At 64.2% G+C, this 19,652-nt stretch carries 15 protein-coding genes; 14 read left to right on the top strand and 1 reads right to left on the bottom strand.

Annotated features, from left to right (window positions below; genetic code table 11):
• Positions 1 to 10: 10 nt before the first annotated feature.
• Positions 11 to 2,584 (bottom strand): phosphatidylglycerol lysyltransferase domain-containing protein, encoded by a 2,574-nt coding sequence (locus tag G9U53_RS23830; RefSeq protein WP_042450926.1) that lies wholly within the window; start codon positions 2,582 to 2,584, stop codon positions 11 to 13.
• A gap of 191 nt (positions 2,585 to 2,775) precedes the next feature.
• On the opposite strand from G9U53_RS23830, the gene G9U53_RS23825 reads away from it, so the two are divergent.
• From G9U53_RS23825 to G9U53_RS23760, 14 genes are all read left to right on the top strand, one after another.
• On the top strand, positions 2,776 to 3,189 hold the full coding sequence (locus tag G9U53_RS23825; protein WP_003944876.1) for a BlaI/MecI/CopY family transcriptional regulator: 414 nt from the start codon (positions 2,776 to 2,778) through the stop codon (positions 3,187 to 3,189).
• 25 nt (positions 3,190 to 3,214) lie between these two features.
• Positions 3,215 to 4,168, top strand: coding sequence for a M56 family metallopeptidase (locus tag G9U53_RS23820; protein ID WP_003944922.1), 954 nt, complete (start codon positions 3,215 to 3,217; stop codon positions 4,166 to 4,168).
• Between the two features lie 261 nt (positions 4,169 to 4,429).
• A complete protein-coding gene (locus G9U53_RS23815) occupies positions 4,430 to 6,373 on the top strand; it encodes a DEAD/DEAH box helicase (protein WP_165639263.1) in 1,944 nt (647 codons plus the stop codon).
• A 217-nt stretch (positions 6,374 to 6,590) separates the two neighbouring features.
• Positions 6,591 to 8,048, top strand: a complete 1,458-nt coding sequence (gene gndA / locus G9U53_RS23810; RefSeq protein ID WP_007730904.1) for an NADP-dependent phosphogluconate dehydrogenase — start codon at positions 6,591 to 6,593, stop codon at positions 8,046 to 8,048.
• Between the two features lie 62 nt (positions 8,049 to 8,110).
• The gene (locus tag G9U53_RS23805) at positions 8,111 to 9,613 is read left to right on the top strand and encodes a DEAD/DEAH box helicase (RefSeq protein ID WP_003944962.1); all 1,503 of its coding nucleotides are present in this window, start codon (positions 8,111 to 8,113) and stop codon (positions 9,611 to 9,613) included.
• A gap of 4 nt (positions 9,614 to 9,617) precedes the next feature.
• Positions 9,618 to 10,499 carry a DMT family transporter gene (locus G9U53_RS23800; RefSeq protein WP_003944968.1) on the top strand — a complete coding sequence of 294 codons (882 nt, stop codon included), beginning with the start codon at positions 9,618 to 9,620 and terminating at the stop codon, positions 10,497 to 10,499.
• Positions 10,500 to 10,502: 3 nt separating this feature from the next.
• Complete coding sequence (locus tag G9U53_RS23795; RefSeq protein WP_020969620.1) at positions 10,503 to 11,939, top strand: GuaB1 family IMP dehydrogenase-related protein; 1,437 nt, start codon at positions 10,503 to 10,505, stop codon at positions 11,937 to 11,939.
• A 311-nt stretch (positions 11,940 to 12,250) separates the two neighbouring features.
• Complete coding sequence (locus G9U53_RS23790) at positions 12,251 to 13,633, top strand: hemolysin family protein (protein WP_003944847.1); 1,383 nt, start codon at positions 12,251 to 12,253, stop codon at positions 13,631 to 13,633.
• Positions 13,626 to 14,714: a hemolysin family protein gene (locus tag G9U53_RS23785; protein WP_003944826.1), complete on the top strand. Its 1,089-nt coding sequence runs from the start codon at positions 13,626 to 13,628 to the stop codon at positions 14,712 to 14,714. The genes G9U53_RS23790 and G9U53_RS23785 overlap by 8 nt, the downstream gene beginning before the upstream one ends.
• 3 nt (positions 14,715 to 14,717) lie before the next feature.
• Positions 14,718 to 15,596 (top strand): hypothetical protein, encoded by an 879-nt coding sequence (locus G9U53_RS23780; RefSeq protein ID WP_030536382.1) that lies wholly within the window; start codon positions 14,718 to 14,720, stop codon positions 15,594 to 15,596.
• A gap of 18 nt (positions 15,597 to 15,614) precedes the next feature.
• On the top strand, positions 15,615 to 16,928 hold the full coding sequence (locus G9U53_RS23775) for a CoA transferase (protein ID WP_054782066.1): 1,314 nt from the start codon (positions 15,615 to 15,617) through the stop codon (positions 16,926 to 16,928).
• A 31-nt stretch (positions 16,929 to 16,959) separates the two neighbouring features.
• Positions 16,960 to 17,436 (top strand): OsmC family protein, encoded by a 477-nt coding sequence (locus tag G9U53_RS23770; RefSeq protein ID WP_007727816.1) that lies wholly within the window; start codon positions 16,960 to 16,962, stop codon positions 17,434 to 17,436.
• Positions 17,429 to 18,463, top strand: coding sequence for a nucleoside hydrolase (locus G9U53_RS23765; protein WP_165639262.1), 1,035 nt, complete (start codon positions 17,429 to 17,431; stop codon positions 18,461 to 18,463). The genes G9U53_RS23770 and G9U53_RS23765 overlap by 8 nt, the downstream gene beginning before the upstream one ends.
• Positions 18,464 to 18,693: 230 nt before the next feature.
• The gene (locus G9U53_RS23760; protein ID WP_007727818.1) at positions 18,694 to 19,641 is read left to right on the top strand and encodes a sulfite exporter TauE/SafE family protein; all 948 of its coding nucleotides are present in this window, start codon (positions 18,694 to 18,696) and stop codon (positions 19,639 to 19,641) included.
• Positions 19,642 to 19,652 lie beyond the last annotated feature (11 nt).

The following is a 19,652-nucleotide window of genomic DNA, read 5'->3' as shown; positions in this document are numbered from 1 at the left end:
CGATCGCGAATCAGCGACCCAGAATCGTCCGAACAAGTTTGAATCCTTGACCGATCGTCACGGTCGGCAGGTACGCCCGTCCGACCGCGTTCCCGATGCTCGGCAACGCGGCTGGATCGGCGAAAGTCATGTGCATCGGCACGTACCGAGGCTGGAACTTCGATTTGAAGGCCAACAGCGAACGAAATCCGTACACCGGTTCCAGGGTGCGACCGAGTAGGTCGAGCACGCTGTCCATCATCGCCGAGAAAGTCGTGGCCTCCGGTTCGTTCGCATTCCTCTCGGAGTCACCGGCGATTGTTGCCAACGGTGCACCGGACAGACTGAGGAACTCGACGCCCTCCTCCTCCAATTTCAGTGCAGCGGAGGCGATGAGGAACTCCATCGCGGGACGGAATCCTTCGGAGCGTCGCCTCATGAAGTCGAGTGTCCACCCGACGACTTTGCCGTCGCGGTACACCGGTAGCCACGACGTGACACCGTGCACGGTGCGATCCTCGTCGACGGCGATCAGGCACCGCACTTGTTCGTCGTCGACCTCGTCGAGTCCGCCGAGGGTGAATCCCATCTCGGGCATCCCCTTGTCCGCCACCCATTCCTCCGAGATCGCAACTATCTGATCCTTGATCGCGAGAGGTGCATGAGGGAAGGAAATCCACTCGGCCGTGATCCCGGACTTCTTCGCCCGGTTCAGTGCTGTTCGCACATCCTGGAACCGCTTTCCTGTGAACGCGACCTGTCCGAGGTCGAGCACGGTTTCCTCGGCGACCTGCAGGCCGCTCCAGCCCATGGAATCAGTGATGCTTCGGGCGTCGTCGGTCACTGAATAGAAGCAGGGAATCCAACCGTTCGACGACGCGAACTCGGCAAACTCCTCGATCGCCGTGCGCATGCGATCTGGAGGACCGACCGGATCACCGGTTGTGAGAGCAACACCGGCGATGACGCGATACGCGACGTAACTCGAACCGTCCGCGCTGAACCAGTATGTGTTTCCCTTCCACGTCGTCATCCAGGACAACGGGCTGCCGGTACCGGCGATCAACATGGATCGCGCTCGTTCGGCGGCTTTGGGATCGGCGGTCTTGACCGGCTTGAGGAAACTCACGAACACCAACACGGCGGCGACGCCCCAGAACACGACGCCGGTCCACTCGAAGAGCAACGTCGACTCGATGTCCACGGGAAGCAGACGCGGATCGATCAATTGCAGGTACACGGGCGGTACAAGGCGCTGAGGGAAGTCCGCGAGCAACATCGTTACGGTTGGCTCGCGATCGAACCCGTGCCTGGCGAGCATTCCGCCGCCGACGTAGATCACGGCGAGGACCGCGAGCAAGGTCACGATCGCAGCACCGAGACGTCGGTATGTCTTGGCCGGGGCCGCGACGTCGAAGTATCGACGTGTCGCGATCAGCAGGATCAGTACGAAGAGCGGTGTCAGGAACGGCACCAGAGTTCGGTACACGTTCGGATCGCTGATTCCGTAGAACAAGCTGTCACTGTCGACGGCGTCGACGAACCTGATGACGAAGTTCCCGATCGAGAGGACGAGTAGGACTACCTGAGCACACACTGTCGCAATCCAGGCGAATCTGCGGCCACGACGGAGCCCGTCACTCAACACGAGAACGAAGATCGACGGCATCAGCGAGAGCAGAGTCGGGCCGATACCGGAGAGTCTGAGCTCGAGGAGTCCTCGTCGGCAGTCCGGATCCGACGAGGACTCCTCGCACAGTTCTCGAACCTCGGCGACAGTCCAGGGAACTCCGCGGAAGAGGTCACGGAGGACCGCGAGTGGGCCGACCGCCTGCGGGGACAATGCGGCGATCATCGGGCCGATCGCACTCGCCGCGACGACGATGGCGACCAGGACGCGACCCTCTCGCTGTGTCCCGGCGATGCGCTCACCGCGCGCCGATCGTCCGACGATCCACTGACCGATCACCAAACCCACCACAGCGGCAAAGAATCGGATGACGTCTTGCAGCTGACCACTGAACAAGGCCAAAGTGATCGTCAACGCCAAAGTTCCGACGCGAATGCGACGGCGCCACAGGGTGCCCATGTTCGAGCTGGCGGCCATCGCAGCGCCGACGATCCATGCACTGGCTCCGACCGCGGAGCCCACGTGGAGGCGGAATCCCCAACTGGAATCGAACACCTTCGCAAACGACGCCCAGCCGAGCCCGAGCAGGACTCCCAAGATTTGAGTGCTTGCGCCGGCGATCGCAAGCTTGATCGTTCCCATTCGGCGTTCGAGGGGTGCGGCGACTGCGATCAGGAGCACGGTCGCGCCGAGGTACCCGAGCAGGTTTCCTGCCCACAGCACGGACGTGAGCGGAGTCCAGATGCGGCCGTGCTGGATCGAGCCCATTCCGGCACCGATCGTGTGCTCGAGATCGCGGGACGGTCCGTGAACGAGGCTGCCGGTTGCGGCACCCACGATCCACATGGTGAGAAGTAGAACGACCGTCAACGGTGCGTCGCGAATGCCGAAACGGATGATGCCGGCAGCTTTCTGCGTGACTACCCGCGCCCGTGATGTCGATTCTTCGGTGCCCGGTGAACTGTCGATCGTCATCTACGTGCGGCTACTTTCTGCGGATCGACTGTTGGCTTGCAATTATCGGGCATCGTCATTGTCGGGACTTTCGTCGTCTCACACCACCGTAACCGTCACGCAGATCACTATGGCCAATACCACACCCCCACCGAGGTGGTTACTACTACCAGTAGTACGTATTTCGTCGTGGAAGTCCGTAGAATCGAAGAATGGCAGGTCTAGGTGAACTCGAACGCGCGGTGATGGATCATTTGTGGTCCACATCGGAACCGCAAACTGTGCGACAGGTGCATGAAGCACTCGCGACGCATCGCGAATTGGCGTACACGACGGTAATGACCGTTCTGCAGCGCCTGGCGAAGAAGCATCTGGTGATTCAGCAGCGTGACGATCGCGCACATCGCTATCTTCCCGTCAACAAACGCGAAGAACTGGTCGCGAGTCTGATGGTCGACGCGCTGGCCCAGGCTCCGGAGTCCGGCGGTCGCGCTGCGGCGCTCGTCCACTTCGTGGGACAGGTCAATGCTGACGAAGCCGATGCTCTCCGCGAGGCGCTCGCTGCCCTCGAGGTGCGCGAGTCCGCGAAAAAGGCTGCGCAGCCCGGAATTTCTAGGCCGAACTGATTTCGTCGTGCATGATGTGTAGGACATGAACGCCACTACTGCACTGGTTTTCGGACTGCTTGCCTTGTTGCTGGCCGGTCCGGTTCCCGCACTCCTGAGCCGCTCCACGTGGCCTTACCGCGCTCCACGCGCGGCGTTGGTTCTGTGGCAAGCCGTCGCAATTGCTGCGGTGTTGTCGGCATTCAGCTCGGGGCTGGCCATTGCCAGCCAGCTGCTCGTTCCCGGCGCTGACGGTAGGCCGACGACGGCCCCGACCGCCGAAATCGATGCACTCGGGCTCCCGCTGTGGATTCTGTACGTGGTTGTTTTTGCCCTGACGCTTCTGATCGGCGCGAAGCTGATCTTCTCGATCATCCAGGTCGCTGTGAGAACCCGACGTCGCCGTGCACGTCACCGCGTGTTGGTGGACCTTCTCGACGACTGCGCCATGCCCGCGTCGGTGGAACGCACACCCGATCTGCGGGTACTGGACGTCGACGAACCGATCGCATACTGCCTGCCAGGTCTGCGTCAACGCGTGGTTCTCAGTCAAGGCACTCTGCAGAACCTCGATCATGCCGAGGTCAAAGCCATCCTGACGCACGAGCGTTCCCACCTGCGAGCTCGTCACGATCTGGTCCTCGAGGCTTTCACTGCCGTCAACCACGCGTTCCCCCGTTTCGTTCGTAGCAAGTCGGCCCTGGGATCGGTGCAGCTACTGGTGGAGTTGCTCGCCGACGATTCAGCCGTGCGGGCTACCGGTCCCACTCCCCTCGCGCGGGCGCTTGTCGCGTGTGCCGGATCGACGGCACCCCGCGGGGCAATGGCAGCGGGCGGGCCGTCGACGCTCATCCGAGTGCAACGCCTCTCGGCCGACGACGCAGATCCCCGCATCGCAGTTTTTGCGTATCTCGGGGCGGTCGCGATTCTCGTTGTTCCCACGGTTGCGGTGGCTGTGCCCTGGCTCACCGAACTTCGACTGCTTTTCAACGCATACTGAGTCTTGACCTGCGTAACCCCGTGTAGTAGTGCAGGTCACAGGCGGGGCTACCTGACTTCGGTGTCCCCGGTGGCGTAGAGTGGATCACGGCCACCATCGTGGTCCGTCAACATATAACGGCACACAGCCCAATTCCCCGCAGTATGCGTTCGGATTGCCAGGTGACATGTGCCCTGGCTCGTCCCTTTGCGAACTGTGTCGTGTATTTCAGCATGGCTTCTTCCGCTCCGCGACGTGCCCGTAGTCCGGAGAGGTTTCCGCGTGACCAACGCTGTCCAAATGTCGTCTTCCGAGAACATCGAAGACCCCACCGTCAACACCCCCGCTGCCGAAGAAGCAGTCGCCACCGAGCCGGGTATCACCTTCGCCGAGATCGGCCTGCCCGAGCAGCTTGTTGCCGCATTGGCGCGCAACTCCATCACCGTCCCGTCCCCCATCCAGGCGCAGTCCATCCCGGACGCGCTCGCCGGAACCAACGTTCTCGGCCGCGCACAGACCGGATCGGGCAAGACCCTCGCCTTCGGCCTGCCGATGCTGACCCGCCTCTCACGCCACGAAGATCGCCCGGCCGCCAAGCGTCCCCGCGCACTCGTGCTCGTCCCCACCCGTGAGCTTGCTTTCCAGGTGGTCGACTCCCTCAACTCCTACGCCGGCGCACTCGGACTCACGGTTCGTCCCGCTGTCGGTGGAACGCCGTTCGCCAAGCAGGTCGATCAGCTCCGACGCGGCGTAGACGTCCTCGTCGCAACGCCGGGTCGTCTCGGCGACCACCTGCGTCAGGGCACCTGCATCCTCGACTCGGTGGAAATCACCGCACTCGACGAAGCCGATCAGATGGCAGACATGGGCTTCCTGCCCGAGGTTCGCTCGATCCTCGGTGAGACCCCCGCAGACGGACAGCGTCTGCTGTTCTCGGCAACCCTCGACCGTGAGGTCCAGTCGCTGGTTCGTCAGTTCCTGGCCAACCACGTCACCCACTCCACCGAAGACGGCCGCGCAAGCGTCGACACGATGGAGCACTACGTTCTCCTCGTCGATCGTGGACAGAAGGATTCCGTTCTCGCCGAGATCGGTGCCCGCGACGGACGCACCATCATGTTCGCCCGCACCAAGCTCGGTTGCGAGGGAATCACCGACCGCCTCCGCGCAGTCGGCATCGCTGCCGAGTCGCTTCACGGCGGCAAGGCACAGAACCAGCGCACCCGCGTCCTCGAGCGTTTCAAGAACGGCCGCACCCCGGTCCTCGTCGCAACGGACGTCGCAGCACGCGGAATCCACGTCGACGGCATCGACCTCGTCGTTCACGTCGATCCCCCGGCCGACCACAAGGACTACCTGCACCGCGCTGGTCGTACCGCTCGCGCCGGCGAGAAGGGCACCGTTGTCGCCATCGTGCTGCCCAACCAGAAGCGTCAGTTCAAGCGGCTGACCGGAATGGCCGGCGTCAATGCCGCAGCCGTTGCCGTCACCCCGGGTTCTGCTGAACTTGCTCGAATCACCGGTGCCAAGAAGCCGACCGGAGAACCGTTGCGCGAGAGCTCTTCTCGTGGCGAGCGTTCCTTCGGTGATCGTGGTGGAAGCCGTGGCGGATACCAGGGCAACCGCTCGTCCGGTGGATACCAAGGCAACCGCTCTTCGGGTGGCTACCAGGGCAACCGCGACGGCGAGAGCCGCGGCGGATACCAGGGTGATCGCTCCAGCGGTGGTTACCAGGGCAACCGCGACAGCCGCCCCTCGACCGGATACCAAGGAAACCGCTCTTCGGGTGGCTACCAGGGCAACCGCGACGGCGAGAGCCGCGGCGGATACCAGGGCAACCGTTCGTCCGGTGGTGGATACCAGGGTGATCGCTCCAGCGGTGGTTACCAGGGCAACCGTGACAGCCGTCCGTCCTACGGAGACCGCGACAGCCGCCCGTCGACGGGTTACCAGGGCAACCGCTCGTCGGGCGGATACCAGGGAAGCCGTGACGGCGAGAGCCGCGGCGGATACCAGGGCAACCGTTCGTCCGGTGGTGGATACCAGGGCAGCCGTGACAACAACCGCTCGTACGGCGATCGCGACAGCCGCCCCTCGACCGGCTACCAGGGAAACCGCGGAGGCGGCGACAACCGTGCAGCCTCGACCAGCGGTGGCGGCTTCCGCAGCCGCACCGACCGTCGTAGCTATGACGGATTCGACGGCCCGAAGCGCGATCAGCGGTAATACCTGCGCTGAGCTGCGGCTCGACAACTGAACACTGAGAACCTTCCGGCTGTGCCGGAAGCTGTATCGAGACGGATGCAGGTCACTGCAATTAAAGTGATCTGCATCCGTGTTTTGTATGCACGGTCTGATGTTCACGCGCGTCGCGGCCGCACCGTTTTCGGCTGCGCACAGCGCAGGATTTCACAGCCGCGGACCGAGAGGGAAAGCTGTAAGCATGTCAACCACTAGCACCGAATCACCCCGAGCTCAGATCGGCGTCACCGGCCTGGCCGTCATGGGTTCGAATATTGCCCGCAATTTCGCCCGCCACGGTCACACCGTTGCCCTGCACAACCGCAGCATCGCGAAGACCGATGCCCTGATCGCCGAGCATGGTTCCGAGGGCGATTTCGTGCGCACCGAGACCGTCGAGGAGTTTGTTGCCGCACTTCAGAAGCCGCGACGCGTCCTGATCATGGTCAAGGCCGGCGCCCCGACCGATGCTGTCATCGAAGAGCTCGCAAACGCCATGGAGCCCGGCGACATCATCATCGACGGTGGCAACTCGCTCTACACCGACACGATCCGTCGTGAAGCGGCGATCCGCGCCCGCGGACTGCACTTCGTCGGCGCCGGTATCTCCGGTGGCGAAGAAGGCGCACTCAACGGTCCGTCGATCATGCCGGGCGGCCCGAAGGAGTCCTACGAGGCTCTCGGCCCGCTTCTCGAGTCCATCTCCGCTCACGTCGACGGCACCCCGTGCTGCACGCACATCGGCCCCGACGGCAGCGGTCACTTCGTCAAGATGGTGCACAACGGCATCGAGTACGCCGACATGCAGCTCATCGGCGAGGCGTACAACCTCTTCCGCGACGCTCTGGGCTACGACGCCGGTCAGGTTGCCGACGTCTTCACCGAGTGGAACAAGGGCACCCTCGAGTCCTACCTGATCGAGATCACCGCCGAGGTGCTCCGCCAGGTCGACGCCGAGACCGGCAAGCCTTTGGTCGACGTCATCGTCGACGCTGCCGAGCAGAAGGGCACGGGCCGCTGGACGGTCAAGTCCGCTCTGGATCTGGGCGTGCCGGTCACCGGTATCGCCGAAGCCGTGTTTGCTCGCGCACTGTCCGGTAGCCGCAATCAGCGCGCTGCAGCTCAGGCGCAGGGTCTGGCTGCCGGCTCTCTCGGCGACAAGCCTGCTGACGCCGAGCAGTTCGCCGCCGACATCCAGGCCGCGCTGTACGCGTCGAAGATCGTGGCGTACGCGCAGGGCTTCGATCAGATCGCTGCCGGCAGCGCCGAGTACGACTGGAACCTCAAGCCTGCCGACCTGGCGACGATCTGGCGCGGTGGCTGCATCATCCGTGCGCAGTTCCTCAACCGCATCAAGGACGCGTTCGACGCCGATCCGAGCCTGCCGAGCTTGATTCTGGCGCCGTACTTCCGCGAGGCCATCGAGGCAGGCATCGACAGCTGGCGCCGCGTGGTCGCCACCGCGACGATGCTCGGCATTCCGGTACCTGCGTTCGCGTCCTCGCTGTCGTACTACGACGGTCTCCGCGCGGAGCGTCTGCCGGCCGCCCTGACTCAGGGTCAGCGCGACTTCTTCGGCGCGCACACCTACGAGCGCATCGACAAGCCGGGCAAGTTCCACACACTGTGGAGCGGTGACCGCAGCGAAATCGAGGCCTGATTCACAGCGGGTATCGGTAGATGCGGTCATCTGCGTCTACCGATACCCGGTAGCCTGGACAAATGCAGGAATCGACGATCGACTCGCCCACCTCGACCGAAGGGCGTTCGTTCGTCGACCTCGGAATCCCCGCCGTGATGGTGCACGCGTTGCGCCGAAGCGGCATCGATGCCCCCTTCCCCATTCAGTCGGCAACCATCCCCGATGTTCTTGCCGGTCGGGATGTACTCGGGCGCGGTGCGACGGGTTCCGGAAAGACTCTGGCCTTCGGGCTTCCGATGCTGGTGCGCCTCAAGGGTGGGGCGAGCAAGCGGAATCGTCCGCGCGGTTTGGTGCTCGCTCCCACCCGTGAGCTGGCGATCCAGATCCACAAGGCACTCGACGACGCCGCTACCGAGATCGGTTTGCGTGTGGCAAATGCGGTCGGGGGCGTTCCGATCAAGCGTCAGGCCGACATCCTTGCCCGCGGCGTCGATCTGCTGATCGCGACCCCCGGGCGCTTGCTCGACCTACTCGAGCAGAAGTCGGTGATTCTCGACGACGTCGTGATCACGACCATCGACGAAGCCGACCACATGGCGGACATGGGCTTCATCGACGAGGTTGCGAAGATTCTCGACACGACTCCGAAAGACGGTCAGCGTCTTCTCTTCTCGGCGACACTCGACGGCAAGGTCGACGATCTGGTCGCGGGTTACCTGCGCAATCCGGCGTCGCACTCGACTGCTCCCCCGGTTGCGACCGTCTCGACCATGGAACATCATCTGCTCTTCGTCGACCGCGACGATAAGAGATCCGTTGTCGCACATATCGCTTCGCGTGCGGGGCGGACCATCATGTTCGTCAAGACCAAGCACGGTGTGGATCGTCTTGCGCAGCAACTGCATTTGATCGGCGTCTCGGCCGGGGCTCTGCACGGCGGCAAGACGCAGAACAATCGGACCAAGACCCTCGCGTCGTTCTCCGACGGGACAACACCGGTCCTGGTCGCCACCGATGTCGCCGCGCGCGGAATCCATGTCGACGACGTGACGCTCGTCGTTCACGTCGATCCCCCGGCCGAGGCGAAGGACTACCTGCACCGGGCCGGCCGGACGGCACGCGCCGGGGAATCGGGCGTCGTCGTCACCATCGTCACAGACGAAGAACGTGATTCGGTCGAGAAGTTGACCAAGCAGGCAGGTATCAAGGTTCACGGCGTGCGGGTTCGTCCTGACGATCTTGAGCTCACGCGCATCACCGGTGCGATGGAGCCGACGGGAATTCCGGTCGAGGCTCCCGATACGACGGTTGCCGTCAAGCACACCGCCAAGCGTGGCCGTCAGGAACACGACACTGCAGGCCGGACCGCTGCCGGAGGCCGGATGAAGAAGGACGGCGACAAGCGCGCCGCCTCCTCGCGGCGCGTCACCGATCCGAAGAGTGTGAAGAAGATCCGTGCGGACGGCACTCCGGTCCCGACCCGTTCGGAGCGTCTGGCGTCCAAGGGCTTGACCCCGCGTCGCGGCGCACCCGGCGCAGGAAAGCCGTCTGCCGGAAATCGGGCGGGCAAGCGCGCACACTGAGGGAATGGGTGATCTTCCACTGATCTCGGTTCTCTGCGCACTTCTCGCTGCACTGCTCTTCGCGTGCGCTTCGGTCGCTCAGCAACGGGCGGCGTCCGCGGTTCCCGAGGGCGAGGCGTTGGTGGCGTCGTTGATTCGCAGTCCTCGGTGGTGGGCCGGGCTGATCGGTGACGGCGGCGGGTACGTCATGCAGGCCGTTGCACTGTCGTTGGGTTCGGTGTTGGTGGTGCAGCCGCTGATCGTGACCTCGTTGCTGTTCGCGCTGCCTCTCTCGGCCAAATTCTCGGGAATCCGCATCACCCGTTCCGCGTGGTCACTGGCGATCATGCTCGCGATTTCCTTGGCGATCTTCCTCGTCGTCGGCGATCCCACCGAGGGAGACAGCAATGCTCCATGGTCGGATTGGGCTGTGCCCCTGACGATTACGGTCGCAGTGGCCGTGGCCGCAACTGTCGGCGGCTTGTCCAAACTCGACGGCGGCTGGCGCGCACTGCTTCTCGGCTCTGCGGCAGGCATCTTCTACGGCGTCGCCGTCGCATTCACCAAGTACGTCACCGACCTACTCGGCCACGGCGTCGTCGGGGTGATTTCGGCATGGCAGACGTGGGCGCTGATCGCCTCGGGCGCAATCGGGGTCTACCTGCAACAGCGCGCGTTCCAGGTCGGGCCGCTGTCGGCGTCGCTACCCGCCCTGACGATCGGCGAGCCGATCGCGGCCATCTTCCTGGGGATGACAGTGCTCGACGAACGCCTCCGCGTCGACGGTCCCGGAATTGCTCTCATCGGGTGCGCCGTCGCCGTCATGATCATGACCACGATCGCCCTCTCCCGCTCACAAGCGCGCGATACCGAGGGCGCTACGGCGGAATCGACGGTAGGCTCGTGAAACGTGCAGTTCCTCGAAGGGCAACGCCCCCCATACGACCTGACCTACGACGACGTCTTCCTCGTCCCTAACCGGACCGAGGTCACCTCTCGGTTCGACGTCGATCTCAATTCTTCCGACGGATCCGGAACGACCATTCCCGTCGTGGTCGCCAATATGACCGCAGTCGCCGGCCGCCGCATGGCGGAGACTGTCGCCCGCCGCGGCGGACTGGTCATCATTCCGCAGGACGTCCCCACCGAAGCTGTCGCCGAGACCGTGGCGTTCGTCAAGAGCCGCCACCTCGTCGCCGATACGCCGGTCACGCTGAGTCCGGACGACGCCGTCTCCGATGCGCTGGCGCTGCTTCCCAAGCGCGCTCACGGCGCGGTCGTGGTGGTCGAGGACGGTAAGCCTCTCGGTGTCGTCACCGAGGCTGCCTGCGCGGATGTCGATCGGTTCACTCGCCTCCGTACCGTCGCGATCACCGACTTCGTCACGGCCCCGGTCACCGCCACACCGCGTGAGGTCTTCGAACTGCTCGAAACCAAGCATGATCCGCTGGCGGTCATCGTCAACGAAGACGGGACTCTTGCCGGCGTCCTCACCCGCACCGGCGCGATTCGTGCCGGCATCTACGACCCCGCAGTCGACGAGCGCGGCGCACTCCGGGTCGCTGCGGCGGTCGGTGTGAACGGTGACGTGGGCGCCAAGGCCAAGGCACTCGTCGACGCCGGTGCCGACGTAATCGTCGTGGACACGGCTCACGGTCACCAGCAGAGAATGATCGATGCGCTCACCACCCTCAAGGCGCTCGATCTCGGCGTCCCGTTGGTTGCAGGCAACGTGGTCTCCGCACAGGGAACCCGTGATCTGATCGCCGCAGGCGCGGACATCGTCAAGGTCGGCGTCGGACCCGGAGCCATGTGCACGACTCGCATGATGACCGGCGTCGGACGCCCGCAGTTCTCGGCCGTCGCGGAATGTGCTGCAGCGGCACGTGAGCTCGGCAAGCACGTCTGGGCCGACGGCGGCGTTCGCCACCCCCGCGACGTTGCACTCGCCCTCGCGGCGGGCGCGTCGAACGTCATGATCGGCTCGTGGTTCGCCGGCACATACGAGTCCCCCGGCGATCTCAAAGTCGATCAGGCGGGCAACGCGTACAAGGAGAGCTTCGGTATGGCCTCCAAGCGCGCTGTTGCCGCTCGCACGGCCACCGAAACGGCTTTCGATCGCGCTCGTAAGGGATTGTTCGAGGAAGGCATCTCCAGTTCGCGGATGCGTCTCGATCCCGAGCGCCCCGGAGTCGAGGACCTGATCGATCAGATCTGTTCCGGCGTGCGCAGTACCTGCACGTACGCGGGTGCGCGCTCTCTCGAGGAGCTGCACGAGAAGGCCGTTCTGGGCGTGCAGTCCGCCGCCGGATTTGCCGAAGGACGGCCGCTTCCGTCTGGTTGGTGAACCACGTTCTGTGACTGTCGGCGGGTGCTCGGGTCCCTACTCCCGGGCACCCGCCGGTATCATTGGATCCGTAAACAGAAAACAAAACTCGGTCGGGTGCCCTTCGGCGACCCGACCGAGCCCGCTACAGCCGAGAACTACTCGGCTCTGACGAAAGGAACCCGGTGCCCGAGGCACCCACACACTTACCCGGCGCTACACCCGTCGTTTTATCCGAGGAATCTTCTGATTCCGCCGGTTCGGAGGGCTCCTCTAGCGAGCCGGGAGACAAACCCGGCGGCCCCCGTGCACATCTCAGGTGGCGATGACACATGGACATCGTTTTCACCATTCTCAGCCTGGTCGGCTTCATCGCGCTGACTGCAGGCACCGCCCTCTTCGTGGCGGCCGAATTCTCACTGACCGCGCTCGAACGCAGCACCGTCGACGAAGCTGCTCGTGGCGGCGACCGACGCTCGCGGCAGGTTCAACACGCGCACAAGACTCTTTCGTTCCAGCTCTCCGGCGCTCAGCTGGGCATCACGATCACAACCCTGATCACCGGTTACCTGGCCGAGCCGGTCCTGGCACGGTTCATCACACCGGTCACGAAGGCCGTCGGGCTCAGTGAATCCGCTGCCTCGACAACGTCTTTGATCCTGGCTCTCGTGATCGCGACCTCGTTCTCCATGATCTTCGGTGAGCTCGTACCGAAGAACCTCGCAATCTCCAAGCCGATGCCCACCGCCCGCGCGACTGCGGGCCTGCAAGCAGGGTTCTCGCTGATCTTCCGGTGGGCCATCAACGGCCTCAACGGAACCGCCAACTGGATCGTGCGACGCCTGGGCATCGAACCCGCGGAGGAATTGCGCTCCGCGCGATCACCGCAGGAACTCGGGTCCCTCGTGCGGACGTCCGCGCAGCGCGGGTCCATCGACAAGGGCACGGCGATGCTCGTCGACCGTTCACTGCAGTTCGGTGACCGCACGGCAGAAGAGCTGATGACTCCGCGAGTGAAGATCGAATCGCTGGAACTCTCGGACACCGTCGCAGACCTGATCGTGACGGCGTCGCGGACCGGCTATTCGCGCTTCCCGGTCGTTCGCGGCGATCTCGACGACACGGTCGGCGTCGTACACATCAAGCACGCGTTCACCGTTCCGGCCGAACGTCGGCGCACGACGCGCGTCGACAGTCTGGCTCAACGTGTTCCCGTCGTGCCGTCGAGCCTGGACGGAGACACCGTCATGGAGCGAATCCGCTCGGACGGTATGCAGGTTGCGCTCGTCGTCGACGAGTACGGCGGAACTGCCGGCATCGTCACGATGGAAGACCTCATCGAGGAAATCGTCGGCGATGTGCGCGACGAACACGACGAACCCGAACTCGACGTGCAGCGCGTCGGCGACGGATGGTCGTGCTCCGGTCTCCTGCGCATCGACGAGGTCACTTCGGCAACCGGGTACACCGCTCCCGAAGGCGACTACGACACGCTCGGCGGCTTGGTGCTCACCGAACTGGGCCGCATCCCCGACGAGGGTGACGAGGTGGAATTGCCCGACGTCGACTCGTCCGGTGATTCGCGCGGAAAGTGGATTGCACGAGTGACCGGCATGGACGGCCGCCGTATCGACCGGGTGACCATCACGCCGGTCCCCGCTTACGTCGAACCCGAATCCGCAGACGACAGCAAGAAGGAGTCCGACGATGAATAACCTCTTCGGTGTACTCCTCACCGTCGTGCTGCTCGCCGGCAATGCATTCTTCGTCGGTGCGGAGTTCGCACTGATCTCCGCACGACGTGACCGCCTCGAAGCACTGGTCGCGCAAGGCAAGAAGCGGGCGCTCACAGTCATCAAGGCCGGTGAGAACCTCTCGCTCATGCTTGCGGCGGCTCAGCTGGGCATCACGATCTGCTCGATCCTCCTCGGTAAGGTCGCCGAGCCCGCCATTGCGCACCTCCTCGAGGTGCCGATGGAAGCCGTCGGCCTGCCCGACGGATTGCTGCACCCGATCTCGTTTGCCATCGCGCTGTCGCTCGTCGTCGTGCTGCACATCCTGCTCGGCGAGATGGTGCCCAAGAACATCGCGTTGGCCGGCCCCGAGAAGACGGCCATGCTGCTCGTTCCCGTGCATCTGGCGTTCATCAAGATCGCTCGCCCGATCATCGCGTTCTACAACCTGTGCGCGAACGGAGTGCTCAAGCTCCTGCGCGTCGAACCCAAGGACGAACTCGACGTCACGGTCTCGGCGGTGGAGTTGTCCGCGATGATCGGTGAATCGCGATCTGAAGGTCTGATCGACGCCGAAGAACACCGGCGGTTGAAGCAGGCACTCGAATCGACCGATCGGACCGTCTCCGAGGTCCTGATCACTCTCGACAAGGTGCGGACCATTCCCCTCACACCGTCGGGAACAACACTGGGTGAGATCGAGCGTGCGGTCATCGAGACCGGATACTCGCGTTACCCGGTGCGAGCGAGCGACGGATCGCTGGCTGGGTACGTGCACCTCAAGGACGTGCTCGACGAGGTGCTCGACGAGGCCGCTGGACCGGACACCGTCGTTCCGACGTCGGATATCCGGCCGCTGCCCATCGTTCCGCTCAGCACACCGCTGGCCGAAGCGTTGGCCGGCCTTCGTCGGGCCAGCTCGCACCTCGGCGCTGTCACGGACGCTGACGGAGTGGTGATCGGTATCGTCGCGCTCGAGGATCTCCTCGAGGAGTACGTCGGAACGGTCCGCGACGGCACGCACCGCGGCACGGATGCTGTTCCCGGACAAAGAAACAGCTGATCGATGACACGTTCGGTGCATTCACTCGCACTCGCGCAGAGCGAGTGGACGGCTCGGCGGGCACTTCACCTCGAGGAGGTGGAGAAGCTCGTCGAGCCGCACCGAGCGCGTCGTAGCGCCGGTATCTCTCACCCGGTGCACGACTTCCTCTTCACGTACTACAACTTCAAACCCGCCCAACTGCGCCGCTGGCACCCCGGGTACGGAGTCGCGCTCGAGAACGCCGCCGAATACGCAGCCTTCTCCGGCTACCGCGTCGACGAGTCGGGTACCGCGACGGTCGAGGCCTCAGTGCTGGAGCGTCGGCGTCACACAGTCGAATTCGTGTGGAATCTGTTGAATCAGACGTCTGCGCGGCCCGCTGTGCTGGGTTGCTTCGGCCTCCACGAATGGGCGATGGTCTATCGCGGCGGCGAGGACGCAATCCGTCACCAGTCGGTGCCGCTGCGACTCGGGTTCGCCGGTACCGACGCGGTCGTCGAATCCCTGCCACTCAAATGCACGCACTACGACGCGTTCCGGTTCTTCACACCGGACGCGGCCCCCAAGAACTCGCTCCCGCTTGCACGCGAAACTCAGATCGATCACGAACAGCCGGGCTGCCTGCACGCCGGTATGGATCTGTACAAGTGGAGCTTCAAGTTGTTGCCACTCGTCGATTCCGACCTGGTGATGCGGTGCTTCGAACACGCGCTCCTGGCCCGTGAACTCGACATGCGCGCGAGCCCATACGACCTTGCCGAGTACGGGTACTCCCCCATTCGTATCGAAACTCCCGCGGGCCGCGCCGAATACGTGCGTCAGCAACAACAGTTGGCGGATCGTGCTGCGCCGCTCCGCGATACGCTGGCAGAGAAGTGCCGGGAGCTTCTCGGCCACTGAACTGCCGAAAGGCGTCGCATGGATCACGGGTACGGGTTCTATCTCGACGAATACCAGCGTGACGTCGGGGTGCACAGCGACGACCGACGCGGGCACATCGAATGCCCGGACTCGGCGGGTTTCCTTGCGGCGCACTTGCCGGTGTTCGACCTCGCTGCGGGCTCAGTCGCGGCGTTCGCCTCGGCGATTCATCGGTCAACCCGCCCGGGCGACGGACACTGGACCCTCGATCCCGAGCGCATCGCCGCGTCCTTCTCGAGCGATCGACTGTTCCGGATCGGCGGCGAGCCGATCAACGGGTTCTCCGAGCACTCGGGGTTCTTTGCCGCCCGCGACGGTTGGGTCCGCACGCACGGCAACTATCCGCACCATCGCGACCGCCTGCTCGCCGTCCTCGCGCTCGTTCATGGATCACCCAAAGATGCAGTGGCGCAACGGATATCCGAACTCAGCGCCATCGAGATCGAGCAGCAGGCCGCCGAGATCGGAGCCATCGCGGTCCGTGTTCGTACCGAGACCGAGTGGCGCCTGAGTGAGCAGTGCGCAGCTGCGAGGTCTGCGCCTCTGGTATCCATCCGAGCACGCGACGAGGGAAAACCCCGCACGCATCCGACGCGCCCACGCGTTCTCGACCTGACCCGCGTCATCGCCGGTCCGGTCGCGACGCGTGCCCTGGCGTTGGTCGGCGCTGACGTTCTGCGGATCGATCCCCCGGCGATCCCCGAGATCGGATGGCAGCACCTCGACAGTGGACAGGGCAAGCGGTCGGCGCTTCTCGACCTGAAGTCCTCGGCCGGAGCGGCAGCGTTCCGAGAACTCCTCGAAACCGCAGACGTACTGGTCACCGGCTACCGGCCGGGTGCACTCGAAGCGCTCATCGGGCAGGATCTTCCCGCCCACCTGATTCACGGGCGCGTCAGCGCATGGGGATGGGAAGGTCCGTGGGCGAATCGCCGTGGCTTCGACAGCATCGTGCAGGCCGCGTCCGGCATTTCGTTCCTCGAGGGTGGTGAGAACCCTGGCGCACTTCCGGCGCAGGCACTCGACCACTCGACCGGATACTTCTTGGCAGCGGGGATCCTCGACGCGTTGACACTGCGCTCGCACGACGGCCGTGGCCGCGACGTCGACGTGTCGCTGGCAAGCACAGGCGCTCGTCTTCTCGACGCACCCGGCCGAACCGCCCATCCCGGTCTACCGACCGCTCCCGGCCTGAATGTTGTTGTCAACCATGCCGACGTGACCACCGCACGACCCGCGCTGGCAGAGTTCGAGGACTACCCCGAACCGGCGCATCCGTGGGGATCGGATCGCGCGGAGTGGGCACACTGAGGGACCGGCACATTCAGGGCAAGATGGACCTGTGAAGTCACATACCTACACACTCGACCTTCAGTGGACGGGCGATCTGGGAACCGGAACGTCCAGCACGCAGGGATATTCGCGCAATCATGCAATATCCGCGGTCGGAAAGCCGGAACTTCTCGGCAGCTCCGATCCCTCGTTCCGCGGCGACGCGCAGCGATGGAACCCCGAGGAACTGCTCGTTGCCTCCCTCGCCCAGTGCCACATGCTCTGGTACCTCGGGCTGGCAGCTGCCGCTGGGGTCGTCGTTCTCGACTACAGCGATCAGCCGGTCGGCAGCATGATCGAGGAATCCGATGGCGGCGGCCAGTTCATCGAAGTGACGTTGAATCCGACGGTGTTGGTCGCGGAGGCGTCGATGGTCGAGAAGGCCCAGGAGCTTCACGGCCCCGCACACACGAAGTGCTTCATCGCTCGGTCGGTGAACTTCCCCGTCCTGCATTCCCCGACGATCCTGGTGGCCACCGATGAGTGACATGCACAAGCTCATCGTCGACGTCGACACCGGTATCGACGACTCGTTGGCGCTTCTCTATCTCCTTGCCAGCCCCGAAGCCGAGATACTGGGGATTGCGAGCACTGCCGGCAACGTTCCGGTGGAACAGGTCGCGGCCAACAACTTGAACTGGCTTGCGCTCTGCGGCGCCCCGGACATCGAGGTTGCACTCGGCGCCCGCGAGCCATTGGTCATACCGTTGCGCACCACCGAGGAGACTCACGGTCCGCAAGGAATCGGCCATGCGGTCCTCCCCGATTCGGGTCGCAAGCGCTCGGTCCGAACCGCCACCGACCTCTGGGTGGATCTCGTCCGGGAGTACCCCGGACAACTCACCGGGCTGGTGACGGGGCCGCTCACCAACCTGGCCTTGGCGATCAAACGTGAACCCGATCTGCCGTCTCTGCTGAAGCGACTGGTAGTGATGGGTGGGTCGTTCAACTATCCGGGCAACACGACGCCGACCGCGGAGTGGAACGTCTCGGTCGATCCGCACGCCGCCAAGGAGGTGTTCGACGCGTTCTCCGTCGTACCCGCGCACCGGCGCCCGATCATCTGCGGCCTCAACGTCACCGAATCCATCGAGATGTTCCCCGAACATGTGCGTCGGCTCGCCGAAGCTGCCGGGAGCACCCCGGAAGAGATCATCTCGCCTGACGACGGTCCCGACGCCCGCAGTTCCGCGTCCAACAGCGTGATCAGGCATATGTCCGACGCAATCCGGTTCTACATGGAATTCCATCGTGAATACGACCAGGGATTTCTTGCTCACATGCATGATCCCTTCGCTGCTGCCGTCGCGCTCGATCCGAGCCTGGCGACGCTGAAACCGGCAACGGTAGATGTCGAAACCGAGAGTCCACTGCTGATCGGAACGACGGTTGCGGACTGGGTCGGGCACTGGAAGCGTGAGCCCAACGCGGATATCGCGGTCAGCACCGATCCGGCGGAATTCTTCGATCGACTTGTCCACCGAGTGGGAAATTACGCCCGCGTCGTGGGTTGACCGAGCCGGGCACCGGCTATGCTCGCATGGACAGAACGCCAACGAACGAGAACAAAGGACCTGACGTGCAGATTTCCAGCCACGATGCCTCCCCGGCATTTGCGCTCGGATTGATGGCGTTCTGGCCCACTCGTCGTAGCGCATGCTTCGATCAGGCGTGTTGCTGAGCGGCGATTCTCGCTGCCTGCACCCCTGACTTTGTCGCTTCTTCGCTCGGAGTCTGTCTTCTCATGTTCAACCTTCTTTTGTTCACCCTTGTCGGCGTCGGCGCCCAGCTCGTCGACGGCGCCCTCGGTATGGCCTTCGGTGTCACCGCAACCACTCTGTTGATGATCGGTGGCCTCGGTCCGGCTCAGGCCAGCGCCGCTGTTCACCTGGCCGAGGTCGGCACCACCCTCGCTTCGGGTGTGTCGCATTGGAAGTTCAAGAACATCGACTGGAAGCTCGTCGCCAAGCTCGGTGTGCCCGGCGCAGTCGGTGCATTCATCGGCGCAACTGTGCTCTCGGGTCTGTCCACCGAAGCGGCAGTCCCCATCACGGCGACGATCCTGCTGGCCATCGGTATCTATGTGGCACTACGCTTTTCGGTCCGCCCACCGGCCGTCGCGGACGCTCGTACCACCCCGCACACTGCACGTTTCCTGTCCCCACTCGGCCTGTTCGGTGGCTTCATCGATGCATCCGGCGGTGGTGGTTGGGGTCCGATCACCACCAGCACGCTGCTCTCACGAGGAAAGACCGCGCCGCGCACCGTGATCGGCTCGGTCAGCGCCTCGGAGTTTCTGGTCGCGTCAGCCGCGTCGCTGGGATTCCTTGTCGGATTGGGACGTGAGTCGGCGGGAAACCTCCTCGTTGTCGCCGGTCTCGCGCTCGGCGGTGTCATCGCAGCTCCGTTCGCGGCGTGGCTGGTCAGCCGCGTACCTGCAACCTTGCTCGGAACGGCGGTGGGCGGCGTCATCGTGTTGACCAACGCACAGAAGCTGTTCAAATCCTTCGACATCACCGGGGCGGTTACAGTGGCCGGTTACCTGACCATTCTCGGCGCGTGGGCAGCGCTGCTGTTCTACGCGTGGAAGCGGTCCACTCTCACCCCGGCCGAGGCAGAAGGCGATTTCACGGGAGTCGAACTCGCTGTCGAGACCGAACTCACCGAGCCTGCAGTCAAACGCGAACGATAGCTCGTCACAGA

This window comes from Rhodococcus sp. D-46 (genome assembly GCF_011290655.1).
In the GTDB taxonomy this organism is placed as follows: domain Bacteria; phylum Actinomycetota; class Actinomycetes; order Mycobacteriales; family Mycobacteriaceae; genus Rhodococcus_F; species Rhodococcus_F qingshengii.
The sequence above is the reverse complement of the archived record's forward strand: the minus strand, read 5'-3'. Positions and strand labels throughout refer to the sequence as shown.

Bases quoted from the DNA above. Each gene is read 5' to 3' on its own strand.
- G9U53_RS23830 (WP_042450926.1), bottom strand. From the start codon at position 2,584: ATGACGATCGACAGTTCACCGGGCACCGAAGAATCGACATCACGGGCG.
- G9U53_RS23825 (WP_003944876.1), top strand. From the start codon at position 2,776: ATGGCAGGTCTAGGTGAACTCGAACGCGCGGTGATGGATCATTTGTGG.
- G9U53_RS23820 (WP_003944922.1), top strand. From the start codon at position 3,215: ATGAACGCCACTACTGCACTGGTTTTCGGACTGCTTGCCTTGTTGCTG.
- gndA (WP_007730904.1), top strand. From the start codon at position 6,591: ATGTCAACCACTAGCACCGAATCACCCCGAGCTCAGATCGGCGTCACC.
- G9U53_RS23805 (WP_003944962.1), top strand. From the start codon at position 8,111: ATGCAGGAATCGACGATCGACTCGCCCACCTCGACCGAAGGGCGTTCG.
- G9U53_RS23800 (WP_003944968.1), top strand. From the start codon at position 9,618: ATGGGTGATCTTCCACTGATCTCGGTTCTCTGCGCACTTCTCGCTGCA.
- G9U53_RS23790 (WP_003944847.1), top strand. From the start codon at position 12,251: ATGGACATCGTTTTCACCATTCTCAGCCTGGTCGGCTTCATCGCGCTG.
- G9U53_RS23785 (WP_003944826.1), top strand. From the start codon at position 13,626: ATGAATAACCTCTTCGGTGTACTCCTCACCGTCGTGCTGCTCGCCGGC.
- G9U53_RS23780 (WP_030536382.1), top strand. From the start codon at position 14,718: ATGACACGTTCGGTGCATTCACTCGCACTCGCGCAGAGCGAGTGGACG.
- G9U53_RS23775 (WP_054782066.1), top strand. From the start codon at position 15,615: ATGGATCACGGGTACGGGTTCTATCTCGACGAATACCAGCGTGACGTC.
- G9U53_RS23765 (WP_165639262.1), top strand. From the start codon at position 17,429: ATGAGTGACATGCACAAGCTCATCGTCGACGTCGACACCGGTATCGAC.
- G9U53_RS23760 (WP_007727818.1), top strand. From the start codon at position 18,694: ATGTTCAACCTTCTTTTGTTCACCCTTGTCGGCGTCGGCGCCCAGCTC.